This is a genomic window from Bradyrhizobium guangdongense (genome assembly GCF_006483445.1).
In the GTDB taxonomy this organism is placed as follows: domain Bacteria; phylum Pseudomonadota; class Alphaproteobacteria; order Rhizobiales; family Xanthobacteraceae; genus Bradyrhizobium; species Bradyrhizobium guangdongense_A.
This window is the reverse complement of record NZ_PPPT01000034.1, coordinates 21,201-36,353: the sequence shown is the minus strand read 5'-3', so window position 1 is coordinate 36,353 and position 15,153 is coordinate 21,201. Positions and strand designations below refer to the sequence as shown.

General features: G+C 65.1%; 16 protein-coding genes. 10 read left to right on the top strand and 6 right to left on the bottom strand.

Features of this window, described 5'->3' with window-relative positions; translation table 11 throughout:
- Window positions 1–4 precede the first annotated feature (4 nt).
- Both C2U70_RS05450 and C2U70_RS05445 read right to left on the bottom strand, forming a co-directional pair.
- On the bottom strand, window positions 5–1,177 hold the full coding sequence (locus tag C2U70_RS05450; protein WP_246666669.1) for an MFS transporter: 1,173 nt from the start codon (window positions 1,175–1,177) through the stop codon (window positions 5–7).
- Window positions 1,178–1,259: 82 nt separating this feature from the next.
- The gene (locus tag C2U70_RS05445) at window positions 1,260–1,586 is read right to left on the bottom strand and encodes an ArsR/SmtB family transcription factor (protein WP_186294079.1); all 327 of its coding nucleotides are present in this window, start codon (window positions 1,584–1,586) and stop codon (window positions 1,260–1,262) included.
- Window positions 1,587–1,748: 162 nt separating this feature from the next.
- Between C2U70_RS05445 and C2U70_RS05440 the strand changes: the two genes are divergently transcribed.
- From C2U70_RS05440 to C2U70_RS05425, 4 genes are read left to right on the top strand one after another with little or no spacing between them, the layout of a single operon-like run.
- Complete coding sequence (locus C2U70_RS05440) at window positions 1,749–2,066, top strand: ArsR/SmtB family transcription factor (RefSeq protein WP_140976886.1); 318 nt, start codon at window positions 1,749–1,751, stop codon at window positions 2,064–2,066.
- A 48-nt stretch (window positions 2,067–2,114) separates the two neighbouring features.
- Window positions 2,115–3,482: an NAD(P)-binding domain-containing protein gene (locus tag C2U70_RS05435; RefSeq protein ID WP_140976885.1), complete on the top strand. Its 1,368-nt coding sequence runs from the start codon at window positions 2,115–2,117 to the stop codon at window positions 3,480–3,482.
- Window positions 3,479–4,699, top strand: coding sequence for an MFS transporter (locus tag C2U70_RS05430; protein ID WP_140976884.1), 1,221 nt, complete (start codon window positions 3,479–3,481; stop codon window positions 4,697–4,699). The genes C2U70_RS05435 and C2U70_RS05430 overlap by 4 nt, the downstream gene beginning before the upstream one ends.
- A 28-nt stretch (window positions 4,700–4,727) precedes the next feature.
- Complete coding sequence (locus tag C2U70_RS05425; RefSeq protein WP_140976883.1) at window positions 4,728–5,891, top strand: MFS transporter; 1,164 nt, start codon at window positions 4,728–4,730, stop codon at window positions 5,889–5,891.
- An 83-nt stretch (window positions 5,892–5,974) separates the two neighbouring features.
- On the opposite strand, the gene C2U70_RS05420 is transcribed toward C2U70_RS05425, so the two are convergent.
- The gene (locus tag C2U70_RS05420) at window positions 5,975–7,063 is read right to left on the bottom strand and encodes a methyl-accepting chemotaxis protein (protein ID WP_140976882.1); all 1,089 of its coding nucleotides are present in this window, start codon (window positions 7,061–7,063) and stop codon (window positions 5,975–5,977) included.
- Between the two features lie 280 nt (window positions 7,064–7,343).
- On the opposite strand from C2U70_RS05420, the gene recJ reads away from it, so the two are divergent.
- The 3 genes from recJ to C2U70_RS05405 all read left to right on the top strand — a co-directional run bounded on the left by recJ (window position 7,344) and on the right by C2U70_RS05405 (window position 10,931).
- Window positions 7,344–9,185: a single-stranded-DNA-specific exonuclease RecJ gene (recJ, locus tag C2U70_RS05415; protein WP_140976881.1), complete on the top strand. Its 1,842-nt coding sequence runs from the start codon at window positions 7,344–7,346 to the stop codon at window positions 9,183–9,185.
- A 26-nt stretch (window positions 9,186–9,211) separates the two neighbouring features.
- The gene (locus C2U70_RS05410) at window positions 9,212–10,021 is read left to right on the top strand and encodes an SDR family NAD(P)-dependent oxidoreductase (RefSeq protein WP_140976880.1); all 810 of its coding nucleotides are present in this window, start codon (window positions 9,212–9,214) and stop codon (window positions 10,019–10,021) included.
- A 103-nt stretch (window positions 10,022–10,124) separates the two neighbouring features.
- Entirely contained in the window at window positions 10,125–10,931 is an 807-nt protein-coding gene (locus C2U70_RS05405; RefSeq protein ID WP_140976879.1) for an aldolase, read from the top strand.
- Window positions 10,932–10,937: 6 nt separating this feature from the next.
- Here the strand turns inward: C2U70_RS05405 and C2U70_RS05400 are convergent, their stop codons facing one another.
- On the bottom strand, window positions 10,938–12,167 hold the full coding sequence (locus C2U70_RS05400) for a lytic murein transglycosylase (protein WP_140976878.1): 1,230 nt from the start codon (window positions 12,165–12,167) through the stop codon (window positions 10,938–10,940).
- Between the two features lie 118 nt (window positions 12,168–12,285).
- Between C2U70_RS05400 and C2U70_RS32840 the strand changes: the two genes are divergently transcribed.
- Window positions 12,286–12,462: a hypothetical protein gene (locus tag C2U70_RS32840; RefSeq protein WP_186294078.1), complete on the top strand. Its 177-nt coding sequence runs from the start codon at window positions 12,286–12,288 to the stop codon at window positions 12,460–12,462.
- Here C2U70_RS32840 and C2U70_RS05395 read toward each other — a convergent pair.
- Window positions 12,459–13,028: a MarR family winged helix-turn-helix transcriptional regulator gene (locus C2U70_RS05395; protein ID WP_246666666.1), complete on the bottom strand. Its 570-nt coding sequence runs from the start codon at window positions 13,026–13,028 to the stop codon at window positions 12,459–12,461. The genes C2U70_RS32840 and C2U70_RS05395 overlap by 4 nt on opposite strands.
- Before the next feature lie 52 nt (window positions 13,029–13,080).
- On the opposite strand from C2U70_RS05395, the gene C2U70_RS05390 reads away from it, so the two are divergent.
- Window positions 13,081–13,560, top strand: coding sequence for a carboxymuconolactone decarboxylase family protein (locus C2U70_RS05390; RefSeq protein ID WP_140976877.1), 480 nt, complete (start codon window positions 13,081–13,083; stop codon window positions 13,558–13,560).
- 28 nt (window positions 13,561–13,588) lie between these two features.
- On the top strand, window positions 13,589–14,083 hold the full coding sequence (locus tag C2U70_RS05385) for a cupin domain-containing protein (protein WP_140976876.1): 495 nt from the start codon (window positions 13,589–13,591) through the stop codon (window positions 14,081–14,083).
- Between the two features lie 55 nt (window positions 14,084–14,138).
- On the opposite strand, the gene C2U70_RS05380 is transcribed toward C2U70_RS05385, so the two are convergent.
- Window positions 14,139–15,047 (bottom strand): amino acid ABC transporter substrate-binding protein, encoded by a 909-nt coding sequence (locus tag C2U70_RS05380; protein ID WP_140976875.1) that lies wholly within the window; start codon window positions 15,045–15,047, stop codon window positions 14,139–14,141.
- Window positions 15,048–15,153 lie beyond the last annotated feature (106 nt).

Here is a 15,153-nt window from a genome sequence, read left to right as displayed (position 1 = left end):
CGCATCACTCCCGGCTTGTGGCCGGCGAGGACGGTCGACTGACGGCAAAAGCTCCGGCGCCGCCGACGAGGCAAAGCGCGCAGCAGCCGGTCAGGACGGCCGCATAACCTCCGGTCCAGTCGGCGCTCGCCGCAAACGGCAACGGGCCGAACGCTGCGCCGGCAATTCCGAAGACAAACGATGCGCCCCTGATCGCGCCGAGATGGTCGCGGCCGAAATACTGCGCGTAGCCCGCAGCGTTGATCGCCTGCTGGGTGCCGTACGCCCCGCCCACGTTCAGTGCATACAGCACGCTGATGGCGCTGCCGTTGCCGAACGCCGGGAGGGCTGACGCCAGCGCAAGCATGAACATCGACAGCGGCACCAGGTGCCGCGGTTCGTAACGATCGACCAGAAATCCGGTCCCGAGCGTGGCAATAGCTTGAACGCCGGCAAGGAGTGACAGGAGCAACAAGGCGTCGCCGTGTCCGATGCTTGCGGTCCGCATGATCGAGAAGTGATTGAGCAAGAGTGCGGTGCCGATGGCGTTGGTCAGAAAGCCTGCCGCGCACAGCAGCCAGAACACGCCGGTGCGGAGTGCTTGCGCACGCGTAAACGAGGGTTCCTCCCTGAGAGGTTCTGCCATCGGCAGCAACCCCGCATCCGGAGTGAGGCCGAACTTCTCCGGCCGATCGCGAAACAGCGCGGCCGCGATCGGAAGGATGGTGAGTGCGACGAATCCGGCGAGGGCGAGATAGGCGCCGCGCCAACCGTAGAGCGAGATGAGGGCGTCGATGCACTTCGGAAAGATCATCGAACCGGCCGCGAGCCCCAGACTGGCCGCCGCCGCGGCGATCCCGCGCCGGCGCACGAACCAGAGATTGACGACCTGCTGACTGACGAGGCTGAGGCCGCCGATAGCCGCGCCGCGCAGGAGCGCGAAACCGATGAGCAGCATCATGACGGATTGAACCGTCGCCATCAGAGCGCAAGCCACAGCGAGAGCGCCGGCGATGATGGTCGCCGTCAGTCGGGGTCCGCGCCGGTCGATCCAGCGACCGATGATCGGGGCCGGCAGAATTCCCGCAAGAGTTCCGATTGCATAAGCGATCGAGGCCGCTGTGCGCGAGATACCGAGGTCGGCGGTGATGGGATCGAAGAAAACCGAAACGCCTGCCGTTTGGCCGGGCAGGGTCATGAAAGAACCGAAGGTGCCTGCGCCCAGAATGATCCAGCCATAGTGGAGAGCCGACGTTTTGGGGCTCACCATCCGCAAGGGATCAACTCGCGCGCCGCGCTAGTGGCGCTACGAGGTCGCTGTCAAATCCCTCGCAACAATGTTCGCGCAGGAATGTGACGACTCCGTCCATTCGCTCATACTGAGCGCGGCAGATCACCGTGCGGCCCTTCTTCTCCTGGGTGACCAGCCCTGCGCCGACCAGCCCGCGCAGATGAAAGGCGAGGGTGGAGGCCGGCACATCGAGACGGGTCTGGATGTCGGTGATGTTGAGGCCGGGCGGCCCGGCCCGCACCAGCAGCCGATAAATGTCCAGGCGGGTTAAATTGCCCAATTCGGCCAGGCAGCGTGCAGCGATCTTGCGGTTCATGGTTCCCACATGCGGCAATCTCACAATACAACTATAAATCTAGTTTTCTGGTTGTAAAGGCAATCCGGTGGCGATCGCCGGCCGGCACTCGCCGGTGATACTATTTCGAATATTCTAGAAATACCGTTGACAGAGGGGGCGGGCGGGGGCAATATGTCGGCCATGAAAATCGACGATGCAGCAGCCCGTTTGGAAGCACTCGGTAACCGGACGCGGCTTCAGATCTATCGGGCCCTGGTCCGGGCCGGACATGCCGGCATGCCCGTCGGTCGGTTGCAGGAGAAGCTGAAAATCCCGGCATCGACGCTGTCCCATCACATCAAGTCTCTGGTCGCGGTCGGGCTCGTGAGTCAGGTCCGCGAATCCACGACGCTGATGTGCCATGCGAATTTCGACGCGATGCGGGGCCTGGTCGCTTTCCTGGCGGCGGAGTGCTGCGCGGACGAAACTGAATGCAAGGCCGCGCAATCGGCGGCCTGATTTTTTGGGTCAATTATTCGATGATTCTAGAATGATGGGAGTAGTGGAATGAGCGACGGAAAGACAGTTGCCATCATCGGGGCAGGGCCCGTCGGCCTCGCAGCCGCTGCCCATGTGCTGGAGCGCGGCATGTCGCCCGTCGTGCTGGAGGCGGGGCCGGAGGCCGGACACGCCATCCGTCAATGGCAGCACGTCCAGCTCTTCTCCCCCTGGGAATACAATATCGACAAGGCCGCAGCTCGCCTGCTCGCGCCGACGGGATGGAATTCGCCGGATCCCCAGTCCTATCCGACCGGCGGCGAACTGCGCGAGCGATATCTCACCCCGCTCGCAATGAAGACGCCGTTGCGCGAGGCGATCCGAACCAACAGCCGCGTCTCGGCCATCAGCCGTGTCGGCTTCGACAAGGCGAAGACGAAAGGACGCGAGCAGGCGCCGTTCGAAATCCGCTACCAGAACGGCAAGGGACCCGAGGTTCTGCGCGCCGACGCGGTGATCGATACATCAGGCACATGGTTCTCCCCCAATCCGGCCGGCAGCAATGGCCTGCCGGCGATCGGCGAGCCCGACTGTGCTGACCGGATCGCCTACGGCATGCCCGACGTGCGGGGCGCCGCTCGGTCCAGATATGCCGGCAAGACCGTTGCTGTCCTGGGTGCCGGCCATTCCGCAATGGGCACGCTGATCGATCTCGTGCATCTCGCCGGGGAGGTGCCGGGCACGCAACCCGTCTGGCTGTTGCGCGGCGCCGACCCGACCAGGGCTTTCGGCGGTGGCCGCAACGACAAGCTCGCTGCGCGCGGTGAGCTTGGCGCTGTCTTCGCCGCGCTCGTTGCCTCCGGGAAGATCAAGGTCGAGACCGAATTCGGCGTCACGCATCTTTCGAAGTCCGAAGGTCGCCTCAAAATCGCAACGGGCGCAGGTTGCGGTGCCCGAAGTGTTGTCGCCGACGAATTGATCGTGGCGACGGGTTTCCGTCCCGACTTTTCGTTCCTCTCGGAGCTGCGCTTGCGGCTCGATCCCGCCATCGAGGCGCCGGTCGCGTTGGCGCCGCTCATCGACCCGAACGAACATAGCTGCGGGACGGTCCGCCCGCACGGCGCGCGCGAGCTCGCGCATGACGAGCCGGGCTTCTACCTCGCCGGCATGAAGTCCTACGGTCGTGCTCCGACCTTCCTCATGATGACCGGCTATGAGCAGGTCCGCTCGATCGCAGCCGATATCGCCGGCGACAAGAAGGCCGCGGCGAGGGTTGAGCTTGTGCTGCCTGAGACCGGCGTCTGCACGCGCAGCGCGGTTCAACCTGCCGGGGCCTCAGGGTGCTGCGGCGGGCCGGCCAAGGAAGATGTCTCGGCCTGCTGCGCTGCCGATGAGACCGCCAAGAAGGCCGGCGCTTCAGGGTGCGGATGTTCATGAGGCTGCTTCCTGCGAGCTGGGCTTCGGGCCCGCTCGCCGTCGTCATTGGGCTCGGCACCACGCAAACTATTGCGTGGGCGTCGAGCTACTATCTTCCGGCTGTCCTCGCCGCTCCCATCGCGCGGGATCTCGATCTTGCGCCGACCTATGTGTTCGCGGCGCTGTCAGGTGCGCTCATCCTTTCCGGTCTCCTCGGACCACGTGTCGGTCATGCCATCGACAGGTTCGGCGGGCGTAGCCTGCTCGCAAGCTCCAACATCGTCTTTGCCGCAGGCTTGTTGCTGCTGTCCGCTGCTCACGGTGCGGCGTTGTTAATTGCCGCGTGGATGCTGCTCGGGATCGGCATGGGCCTGGGTCTTTACGAAGCGGCGTTCGCGACGCTCACGCGCATCTACGGCACGGGCGCGCGACGGTCGATCACCGGCATCACCCTGATCGCCGGCTTTGCGAGCACCGTTGGCTGGCCGCTCACGACCTGGTTGGATGCCGAATATGGCTGGCGGGCGGCGTGCCAGATATGGGCAGTCATCCACGTCTGCCTCGCTTTGCCGCTCAATCTCTTACTGCCGCGCGCCACGCCACTCGATCAGGTCTCCCAACCGGCGTCTGGCGCGAGCCTGCATTCCGCAGGCCAGAGCGAGACGTTCGCGATGGGGGTGCTGGCCTACATGTTTGCGGCAGCAAGCTTCGTCAGTTCGGGCGTTTCGGCCATTCTGCCGTCGATGCTGGTCGCGTTCGGAGCGACACCGGCGCAGGCTTTGCTCGCGGGAACGTTGGTCGGCCCTGCCCAGGTCGGCGCGCGTCTGCTCGAAGCTGGCTTTCTCGCCCGGTTTCATCCGCTGCTATCGGCGCGGCTCGCCATGCTCTTGAACCCGATCGGGGTGGTCACGTTGATCGCAGGGGGCTCGCTCTTTGCACCGGTGTTCGCCGTTCTCTACGGAGCCGGCAACGGCATCATCACGATCGCGCGTGGTACGCTGCCACTGGTGTTGTTTGGACCGGTCGGATTCGGCAAACGGGTCGGCATGATTTCGCTTCCGTCCCGGCTGACGGGCGCCGCCGCGCCGCTGGTGCTGGGGCTGATGGTGGAGCATATCGGGCGCGGTGCGCTGTGGATCTGCGCGCTCACCTCGGTCTCCGCCTTCTTCGCGCTTCTGCTTCTTCATGCGACCCCGTCGCCAATTAGGCCGCTCCCGGTGGGAGGACAAAATTCATAGCCTGAGCGGACGTTCCCTGATTGCGGTGATGTGCATCGGCCAGGTCGGCAACCTGCTGCCGCATGTCACGCTATCCGCAAACCTGGCGCAGCATCTGATGCCGGCGTGGGGGCTGTCTGCTGCGGAAGGTGGGCTGATGGCGAGCGGCTATGCGTTCGGCTACATGCTTGCAGTGCCTCTCTTGACGACGCTGACCGACCGCATCGATGCGCGACTGGTCCTGCTCTGCGGCTCGATCGTCAGTGGGCTTGCGACGGTGGCCTTCGGGATCTTCGCGCAAGGCTTCTGGTCGGGGACATTGATCTGGTCGCTGGCAGGATTGGGATTTGCCGGCGCCTACATGCCCGGCCTGAAGGCGCTGACGGACCGGTTGCCTGCCGGCGATACCTCCCGGGCCGTCACGCTCTACACCTCGAGCTTCTCGGTCGGCGTCGGCCTCTCGTTTCTGGTCGCGCAGGTCATTGCTGATCGTTGGGGATGGCGGTCCGCCTTCCTCGTGACCGGCCTTGGCCCCATCGCGATGGTGGCGGCGTGTCTTCTGATCGAGGTGCGAAAACCTGCACCGAAATGCACTCATTTGCTGAATTTTGCACCGGTTTTCGCCAATCGCGAGGCTCTCGGCTACATCCTGGGTTACGGCGCTCACTGCTTCGAGCTCTACGGTATTCGGACCTGGCTGGTCGGATTCTGGACGTTCGTCGTCGCACATCAAGGCGCACCTTCCTGGCTGACCCCGGTCGTGTTGAGCTTCTGCTTTGCGGTCATCTCGATGCCGGCCAGCATCCTCGGCAACGAGGCGGCGCTGAAGTTCGGCCGCCACCGGGCGATCACGGTCGTGATGATTGCGTCCGCCTGCGTGGCGCTGGTCATCGGCCTCAATGCGACCGCCCCGGCATGGGTGCTGGCGCTGCTGCTGGTCGTCTATGGCCTGACCGTGCCGGCAGATTCAGGCGCGCTGACCGCGGGCATGTCGGGCGCGGCTGTGTCTGACCACCGTGGCGCGACGCTCGCCCTGCATTCCACTGTGGGCTTTGGCTTGTCGGCGGTCGGGGCCTGGGGGACGGGCGTGGCACTGGATATTGCGGGCGGACCGCAGAGCGCGAGCGGCTGGCTGCTGGTGTTCATCGTGCTCGCGGCCGGGATCGCGCTGGGTCCGCTCGCGCTGCTGTGGGCGAGGAACACGCGAGCGTAACGCGTGTAGCCCTCGGGGCGCGCCAGCCAACCCCGCCTACTGTGCATGGGGTTGTTTTCGACGCTTTTTACGGGAGGCCGGTTTCAGGCCCCGCAGACGATCACGCCGTACCAGCCCAGCCCCCGATAGGTCTCGTAGCCGGGGGTGGCGTGGAAGGCCACGAGGGCGCCGCTGCGGTCGTGGTAGAAGCCCGAGCGCTGGCCGTTGGCGGCGAGCGTCAGGCGTTCGCTGAGGATGCCCTGGCCGTCGGAGGCGGCGATGACGCGGAAATTGGAGTCGACCAGCAGCACGCGCGCCTTGTCGCTGTCGCCGACGCGTACGCCCTGGACGATGGCGCGGGCCTGCGGCTCCCAGTCGAAATGGATCGCGAGCACGCCGATCGGGGCACCATTGGCCTGGCCGCCGGCGCGCACGCTGGCGCAATAGGTCGCGACCTGGGCATTGCCGAGCAGCGGCTGGTTCTCGACGTCGCCGGCGACATAGTCGTCGCCGGAACGGAGCGTCTTGGCCTCGCGAAACCATTTCGTGTTGGCGACATTCTGGCCAACCACGCGAAACCGGTCGGCGCGGCCGTTGGCGATGACGTTGCCGTCGAGATCGCAGAGCCAGAGATCGAGATAGACCGTGTAGGCGCCGAGGATAACGGCAAGTCGCTCCGACGCATGGGTGACCGCGGCAGCGCCGGGGGAGGCCGCGCAATCGACCACGGCGGAATCGGTCGCCCACCAGCGCACGTCGCAGGTGCGCTCATAGAGGTTACGGTCGATCAGCTCGATGGCGTTGAGCGACATGTCGACCATGCGCTCGCCGCGCGAGCGCTGGCTCATGCGCTCGATCGAGGAGACGAGATCGCCGGTGCGCTTGGTCAATTGTGTTTCCAGCTCGCGCGCGATGGTCTCGACCTGCTGGCCGACGCCGCGCACCTCCTGCGCCACGAGCGCGAAGCCCGCGCCTTGCGCGCCGGCGCGCGACGATTCGATCAGCGCGTTCAGCGCCAGCATCTTCATCTGGTTGGTGATCTGCTGGATCGACTTGGTCTTGTCGACCGCGATCTGGTTGACCTCGGCGGTGAGCCGGTTGATCAGTGCGGAGATATCGGATTCGTCGTCGGCCTCGGGATTAGCAGTTTCGTTTGCAATCGGCCTGGCCTTCAGACCCAACGCAGCAGACATCGAGGGGCTTCCCATGCAAGAGGTCTGATCTGCAATGACGCGGAACCAAAAAACTACAGATCGAATACGATTCTTTTTCGAGGATTCCGCCTAACGCCCACTTAATTTGCTGTCTTGCCGACTGCTCAAATGGTAGTCAGGTCGCACACGAAAACGGCAATCCACTGCTTTGTTCTGTCAGGACATTGCAATCAGCGCAGCTTTCCCGCCGAATCCGACCTTGTGCGACCGCCCGCCGCGGGATGTCTGCCTCGTGCGAGTTAAGCCCAGCGAATCGAACATGAGCCCGCCCGCCATCGCCTTGCCCGTCGAAACGCCCCAAGCGTTTCTCGGCGTTGCGCAATCCCTGACCGGCAAGCGCTGGCGCGACCGGCTGGACGGGCGCGGCGCGGCCAAGGCGCTCGCCATCGTGCAGCGCTATCAATTGCCGGAACTTCTGGCGCGGGTGCTGGCCGGACGCGGCGTCGAGAGCGACGCGGTCGAGGATTTTCTTGACCCGACCATCCGCAAGCTGATGCCGGACCCCTTTACGGTGACGCAGATGGAGGCCGCCGCCAAGCGGATCGCGGATGCGGCCGTGCGCGGCGAGAAGGTCGCGATCTTCGGCGACTATGACGTCGACGGCGCGACCTCGGCCGCGCTGCTCGCCTGGCACCTGCGCCATTGCGGGCTCGATCCGCTGATCCACATCCCCGACCGGATTTTTGAGGGCTACGGCCCCAACACGGAAGCCGTCCGGGCGCTGGCCGGGAAGGGCGCGACGCTGCTCGTCACCGTTGACTGCGGCACCACCAGCATCGAGCCGCTGGCTGAGGCCAAGCGGCTCGGCATGTCCGTGGTCGTGATCGACCATCACCAGGCCGGCACGGACCTTCCCGAGGTCGATGCGCTGGTCAACCCGAACCGGCTCGACGACATCTCCGGCCTCGGCCATCTCGCCGCCGTCGGCCTCGTGCTGGTGACGCTGGTTGCCGTCAACCGTGAGCTGCGCCAGCGCGGCTTCTGGACCGGTGAAATGCCCGAGCCCGATCTGCTCGGCATGCTGCACCACGTGGCGCTCGGCACGGTTGCCGACGTCGCACCTCTGATCGGCCTCAATCGCGCCTTCGTTGCAAAGGGGTTGATCGCGATGCGCCGGCGCGACCATGTCGGCCACACCGCACTGATGGACGTGGCGCGGCTCAACGGGCCGCCGGAAGCCTGGCACCTCGGCTTCATGCTGGGGCCGCGTATCAATGCGGGTGGCCGCATCGGCCGCGCCGATCTCGGCGTGCGGCTGCTGCTCGAAGGCGACCCGGTCGAGGCCGCACGCATCGCTGCCGAGCTCGACCGCCTCAACGCGGAGCGCCGTGTCATCGAGCAGGCCGCCGAAGCCCAGGCCGAAGCCGAGGCGCTGGCCTCGATTGGCCTTGAGGACAAGCTCGGCGTCATCGTCACGGCCTCCGAAGGCTGGCATCCCGGCGTGGTCGGGCTCGTCGCTTCCAGGCTGAAGGAAAAGTTCTCGCGGCCAGCCTTTGCCATTGCGCTCGAGCCCGGCGGAATCGGCACGGGATCGGGCCGTTCGATCGCCGGCGTCGATCTCGGCAAGGCGGTCCGGCAAGCGGTTGCCGACGGCATTCTGCTCAAAGGCGGCGGGCATGCGATGGCGGCCGGCGTGACGCTGCGCAAGGAAAAGCTCGCCGAGTTCCGCGCCTATCTCGAAAACGCACTGGCCCGCGATGTCAGCGAAGCGCGGCACGTCAACGAGCTCTTCATCGACGGCGCGGTCGCCGCACGCGCGGTGACGCCGGAGCTCGCGACCACGCTCAACCGCGCCGGTCCTTTCGGCAGCGGCAATCCCGAGCCGGTGCTGGCGCTGCCGTCGCACCAGCTCGTCTATGCCGACGAGGTCGGCCAGGCGCATCTGCGGCTGCGCTTCAAGTCGGGCGATGGTGCGATCGTCAACGGCATCGCGTTCCGCTCGATCGGCCAAAAGCTCGGCAATGCGCTGGTCGCCAATCGCGGCCAGGCTCTGCATGTGGCGGGATCGCTGTCGGTCGATCGCTACCAGGGCGCCGAGCGCGTGCAATTGCGCGTCATCGATGTCGCATTGCCTGATCAGGGCCCATCGGTCATCAGATAAGTTCAAAACAAGAAAAGGGAGTCGAAATGGCAGGGCAGGTTGAAGGCAAGGTCGTGCTCGTGACCGGTGGAGCCTCAGGCATCGGCGAGGCGATCGTCGAATTGCTGGCGAAGGAGGGCGCGACCGTGATCGCGACCGACGTCGACGATCTCCGCGGCCCAGAAGTGGTGGCGCGCGTTACCAAGGCCGGCGGCAAGGCGATCTTCCTGGAGCAGGACGTCACCAGCGAGGAGCGCTGGGCCGAAATCGTCGCCGAGATCACAAAGCGCTATGGCAGGCTCGACGTGATGGTGTCGAATGCCGGCATCGGTATCGCCGTGCCCCTGATATCAGACATGACGCTCGCCGACTGGCGCAAGCAGAACGCCATCAATCTCGACGGCGTGTTTCTCTCCGTGAAATACAGTCTGCCGCTGATGCGCAAGCATGGCGGCGGCTCGATCATCATGATGTCCTCGCTGGCAGGCCTGCGGGGCGCGGCAGGACTTGCCGGCTATTCGGCGACCAAGGGCGGCGTGCGGCTGTTCGCAAAGTCCATTGCGATGGAATGTGCGGCGGTCGGTGACGGCATCCGCGTCAACTCCGTGCATCCCGGCATCATCGACACGCCGATCTGGGGCAAGATCCCGACGGGTGCGACCGGCGCCGGCCAGAACGCGCCGATCGATCCCGAGGAGCGCGCGAAGATGGCCACGCCGCTCGGCCGTGCCGGTCAGGCCGCGGAGATCGCCTCCGGCGTGCTCTATCTGGCGTCCGACGCCTCACGCTACGTCACCGGCACCGAGCTCGTGATCGATGGCGGCATGAACGCGGGCCAGGTACCGCGGCGAGTGTGACCCGGCGCCGCGCAGCGGGAAGGGCAGGGTGGCGATCGCAGGGGCTGACGCGCTGGCGTCGCCCCTGTAAAACGCGAGCCATCAGCTCAAGAGGTTCTTCGCCATGGCGCACAGCCTGTCTCACGCCACGTCATCTGCGTCCGCATCGGCTTCAGCGGGCTCGAACCGCCCGGATCTCGCCACCGACGCGATCCGCACGGCGCGCGAAGACCTTGCCGCCTGCTTCCGCATGGCTGCGCGCAATGGCTTTGAGGAAGGCATCTGCAATCACTTCTCGGCCGTGGTGCCCGGGCATGACGATCTCTTCCTGGTCAACCCCTATGGCTACGCCTTCCGCGAGCTCACCGCATCAAAGCTCCTGATCTGCGACTTCCACGGCAACGTGCGCGATGGCGCCGGCGTGCCCGAGGCGACCGCGTTCTACATCCACGCCGAGATCCACAAACGTGTGCCGCGCGCGAAGGTCGCGTTCCACACGCACATGCCGAACGCCACGGCGCTGTCGATGACCGAAGGCGATCCCCTGATCTGGGCCGGCCAGACCGCGCTCAAATTCTACGGCCGCACTGCCGTTGACCGCGACTACAACGGCCTGGCGCTCGACAACCGCGAAGGCGCCCGCATCGCCTCTGCCGTCGGCGATGCCGACATTGTCTTCATGAAGCATCATGGCGTGATGGTGCTGGCCCCGACCATCGCGGAAGCCTGGGACGATCTCTACTATCTCGAACGGGCCGCCGAGGTGCAGATGCTGGCGATGTCGACGGGGCGCAAGGTGCTGCCGGTAGACAAGGCGATTGCGGAAGCAACCTACAGGCAGATGCGCGAGGGCGATTCCGAATCCGCCCGGCTGCATCTCGCCGCGATCCGCCGCCAGCTCGATGCGGAGGAGCCGCAGTATCGGCACTGACTGGCGCTACCCGCCCTGCCGCAGCTTCGCCAGCACCTTCAAACCGCCATAGCCATCGGCAGGTGCGATCCCGGCCTTCTGCTGAAAATCCTTGATCGCCTTCATGGTGTCGTTGCCGACGCGGCCGTCGGTGCCGCCGGTGTCGAAGCCGGCTTTGGTCAGCCGCGTCTGCATCTCCTGCACTTCGGCAAGGGTCAGCGCGCGCTCGGATCCGGGGAAGGGCTGGATGAAGGGCGGCATGCCGAGGCAGCGGTCGCCGAGGTGGCAGATCGCGAGTGCGTAGTTCATCGACGGGTTGTAGCTCTTCACCGAGTAGAAGTTCGGCCCGAGCAGGAATGTCGGCCCGCCCGCAACCGGCGTCCACATCTGTGCTGATGCGTTGGGCTGTGGAAACGGTTGGCCGTCGGCGCGCGTGACGCCGGCCGCCTGCCAGGCCGCATAGGTCTTGCTGCCGCTCATATTGCCGCTCGCGCGCACTTCGTAGCCCCAGTGCTCGCCGCGATGCCATTTGCCGCGATTGACGAGGTATTTTGCCGTCGAGCCCAGCGCGTCGTCGGGGCGGCCGAACGGCGAGACCTTGCCGTCGCCGTCATAGTCGATGCCGACATTGAGCCAGACCTCCGGCATCCATTGCGAATGCCCCATCGCGCCGGCCCAGGATCCCCGCATCTCGTCCGGCGTGCCCCAGCCCTTGTCGACGATCTTGAGCGCGTTGATCAGCTCGGTCTCCCAATAGGCTTTCCGGCGCGGCTCGTTCCAGGCGAGCGCCGCAAGCGAGGGGAAGATCGGCTTCATGTGGTTCTGCTGCACCAGGGGATCGCCGTAGGCCGATTCCACGCCCCACAGCGCCAGCAGCGTGCCGCGCTCGACCCCAAAATCCTTCTCGATGCGCGCAAACAACTGCTCGTTGTTCTTCAGCGCGATCTTGCCGTTGACGACGCGCCAGTCCGAGACGCGGCGGTTGATGTACTGCCAAACCTGCTCGTTGAACTCCGGCTGGTTGCGCATCTGCTTGAACACGCTCATGTCGGGCTCGACGCGCCCCATCGCCCGCGTCCAGGTTGCGGCCGAAATGCCCTTGGCCATTGCGCGAGCGCGAAACGTCTCACGCCACTCGTCGAAGCCGGGCGGCGCTGCGGCAAGTGCCGGGATCGGCGCGGCGATCAGGGCGGCGCCGAGAGCGGATTGAACGACGGCGCGGCGGGTTGGGCGTGCGGAGGAATCAGGCTGGGTCATAGGGTTAATCTACCCTGAAGCGGGCATGCCTTGCATTGGCGAAAGCTGTCCGCCGTAACGCGGCTTTTGGCCCCCCGGATTTACGGAACTTTCGCAGCTCTGTGTGCAGAGTGGGGCCATGCAGGAGCTTCTCGACCTCATCCGCACCAATCCCTGGCCGTTTGCAGCCGGGCTCATCGCCGTGGTCGTAGCGATCCTCGCGGAGAACTTTGGCAGCGCACGTCGGGACGGCGCGTCCGGCGGCGATTTTCCGGACTTCGGCAGTTGGGATTCGTCGGACTGCGGCGGCGACTAGCCGTCCTGCATCTCCGTTGCGATTTGAGCTAGCCAACGCCGGATGGCGGCTTCGGTCTTGCCATCGAGCCCCGCGCTGAGGCGCGCCTCCACGTCCAAGACCCGTTGCCGGCATCCCCGGAGCAGCGTTGCGCCATGCGGTGTCAGCGACCATTGCAAAATGCGGCCGTGCACGGGATGGCGCGCTTTTCGGATTGCGCCGTCGCGTTCGAGGTTACGAATGATCAGGCCGACCGTCTGCGGCGTCAGAAAGGTGAGGCGGGCGACGTCCGCGCCCGACAGCCCGGGATAGGCTTTCAGCATCGTCAGCACCGCAAATTGCGGTGGCGTAACCCCGAGCTCGGTCAGCGAGCGGTCCATGGTCAGCCGCACCGCGGCCTGGGCCTGGCGCAGGAGATAACCGAGATAGCCCTTTTCACCACGTTTGCCTTCGCCCACCGAAGGGGGACGGGCGGGAAGACCGCCGGCTCCGCCGTCGCTGGTTGCCGCCCGGCGGCCCGGCGGGTTCTGCATTGCTGCCTTCCGGTCCGGTCGTGGGTTTGTGATGCCTTCAGCCTTGCGCGCCATATCAGAGCTCTTATACGGTATAAGTGCTCTTATAATAACACGAGGTGAAGGCATGTCACATGCCCGCAGCGAATATGAAGACTTCAAGGCATTGGCCCCCGATGTCTTCGATACGGTGCTCACGCTCGGCCAGCTTGCCGCCAAGGCCGGCCTCGACAAGCAGCTTGTCGAGCTGATCAAGCTGCGGGCGTCGCAGATCAACGGTTGCGCCTTCTGCGTGCAGCACCATATCCTGCTGTCCGAGCGCATCGGCGTGCCCGTGGACAAGCTCAATCTGGTCGCGGTGTGGCGGGAGGCGCCGATCTTCTCTGCGCGCGAACGGGCGGCCCTAGCCTGGACCGAGGCGCTCACGCATCTGCCAGATGGCGTCAGCGACGAGGTCTATGCGGAGGTGTCCCGCGAATTCTCCGAGAAGGAGCTAACCTATCTGACGTCGGCCATCGCCTCGATCAACGTCTGGAACCGCTTTGGCGCTGCCTTCCGCTGGACGCCGACCAAGCGCCCCGCGGCCGCCAACGCAGCGGCGTCGTAAGACAACGTTACTCCGGGAGAATTTTACGATGATTTCGGTTGCTGCATTTCCACAATCCCGTTCGCAGACATTTGCGCTCGCCGTGGTGGGCGGGCTGGTTTGTGCGCTCGCCATCGGCAAGGCGTTGCCGCCGACGATGGACGCGATCTCTGCTGCAATGGCGCCGGTCTGCGCGTCGGCGGCCGAGGGATCACCGCTCGACAAGGTCGAGCCGATCGGCTCCTACGCGCTGCCCAACGTGCCGGGCAAGCGCGTCACCATCGTACGGGTGTTTTATGGTCCGGGTGGCTTTACACGCCCGCACAAGCACGCGGGATCGGTGACCGCCTACATCACCAAGGGCGAGATCCGCTCCCAGCTCGGCGGCGGGCCGGTCGAGACCTTCAAGGTCGGCCAGTCCTTCTTCGAGCCGCCGGGCTCGACGCATCTGGTGTCGGCCAATGCGAGCGCGACGGAGCCCGCAGAATTGATCGCGGTGTTCGTGGCGGATGAAGGCGCCCAGCTCACGACATTCATCGATTAACGCGAGAGCGGCCGTGTTCGGGGAACGCGGCCGCTCCCATATTGATCAAGCTCGGTCAGCCGCCGTAGGAGGCTGGGTCCGGGTTGTCGGACGGGCTCTGGAAGGACTTCTTCATCGAAGCCGGCATCGGCACGTGGAAGTTCAGGCCGCGCGGCGGCACCGGCTCCATGAACCATTTGTCGTAGATCTTATCGATGTCGGGGCTCTTGTAGAGCTTTGCAGTTGCGCGGTCGACCACTGCCTTGAACGGTGCATCGTCCTTGCGCAACATGATGCCGTAAGGTTCGGGATCGGAGAAGGCGCCAGAGCTGATTGCGTAGAGCGACGGATCCTTGGCGGAAGCGATCATGGCCGCGAGCTGAATGTCGTCCATGACGAAGGCCTGGGCGCGGTCGGTCTCAACCATCAGGAACGCCTCGGGGGTGTCCTTGGCATTCATCACGGTGATGCCGAGCGAGCGGGCGGCGTTGACCTTGTTGAGCTGGACCAGATTGGTCGAGCCCGAGACGGACACGACGGCCTTGCCCTTGAGATCATCGATCTGATCGAGCTTCTCCGCCTTCTTGGACACGAAGCGGCTCGCGGTGAGGAAATGCGTGTTGGTGAACCACACCTGTTTCTGGCGTTCAGCATTGTTGGTCGTCGAGCCGCATTCGAGATCGACGGTGCCGTTGGCCATCAGCGGAATGCGGTTGGACGAGGTGACGACGTTTTCATTGACCTCGATCTTGGCCAGCTTGAGCTCGGCCTTGATCTCGTCGACGATCTTCATGCAGATGTCGATGGCGTAGCCAACGGTCTTCTGCTTGTCATCGATATAGCTGAAGGGCGGTGCAGCGTCGCGCACCCCGAGTGTGATCGCGCCGGTGTCCTTGATCTTCTTCAACGTGCCGGTCAATTCCTGCGCATGAACCGGCACGACGAACGCGACGGCCAGCACGGCCGTCGAAGCGAAAAAACGCATATGCTTCCCTTCGTTTGATCTCGATGCAACGTTCACTAAGGCCGGGCCTGGGGTGACCTTGCCTGCTCGCAATCAAGCAATTCTGGGGCCAGAAGAGACAGTCCCG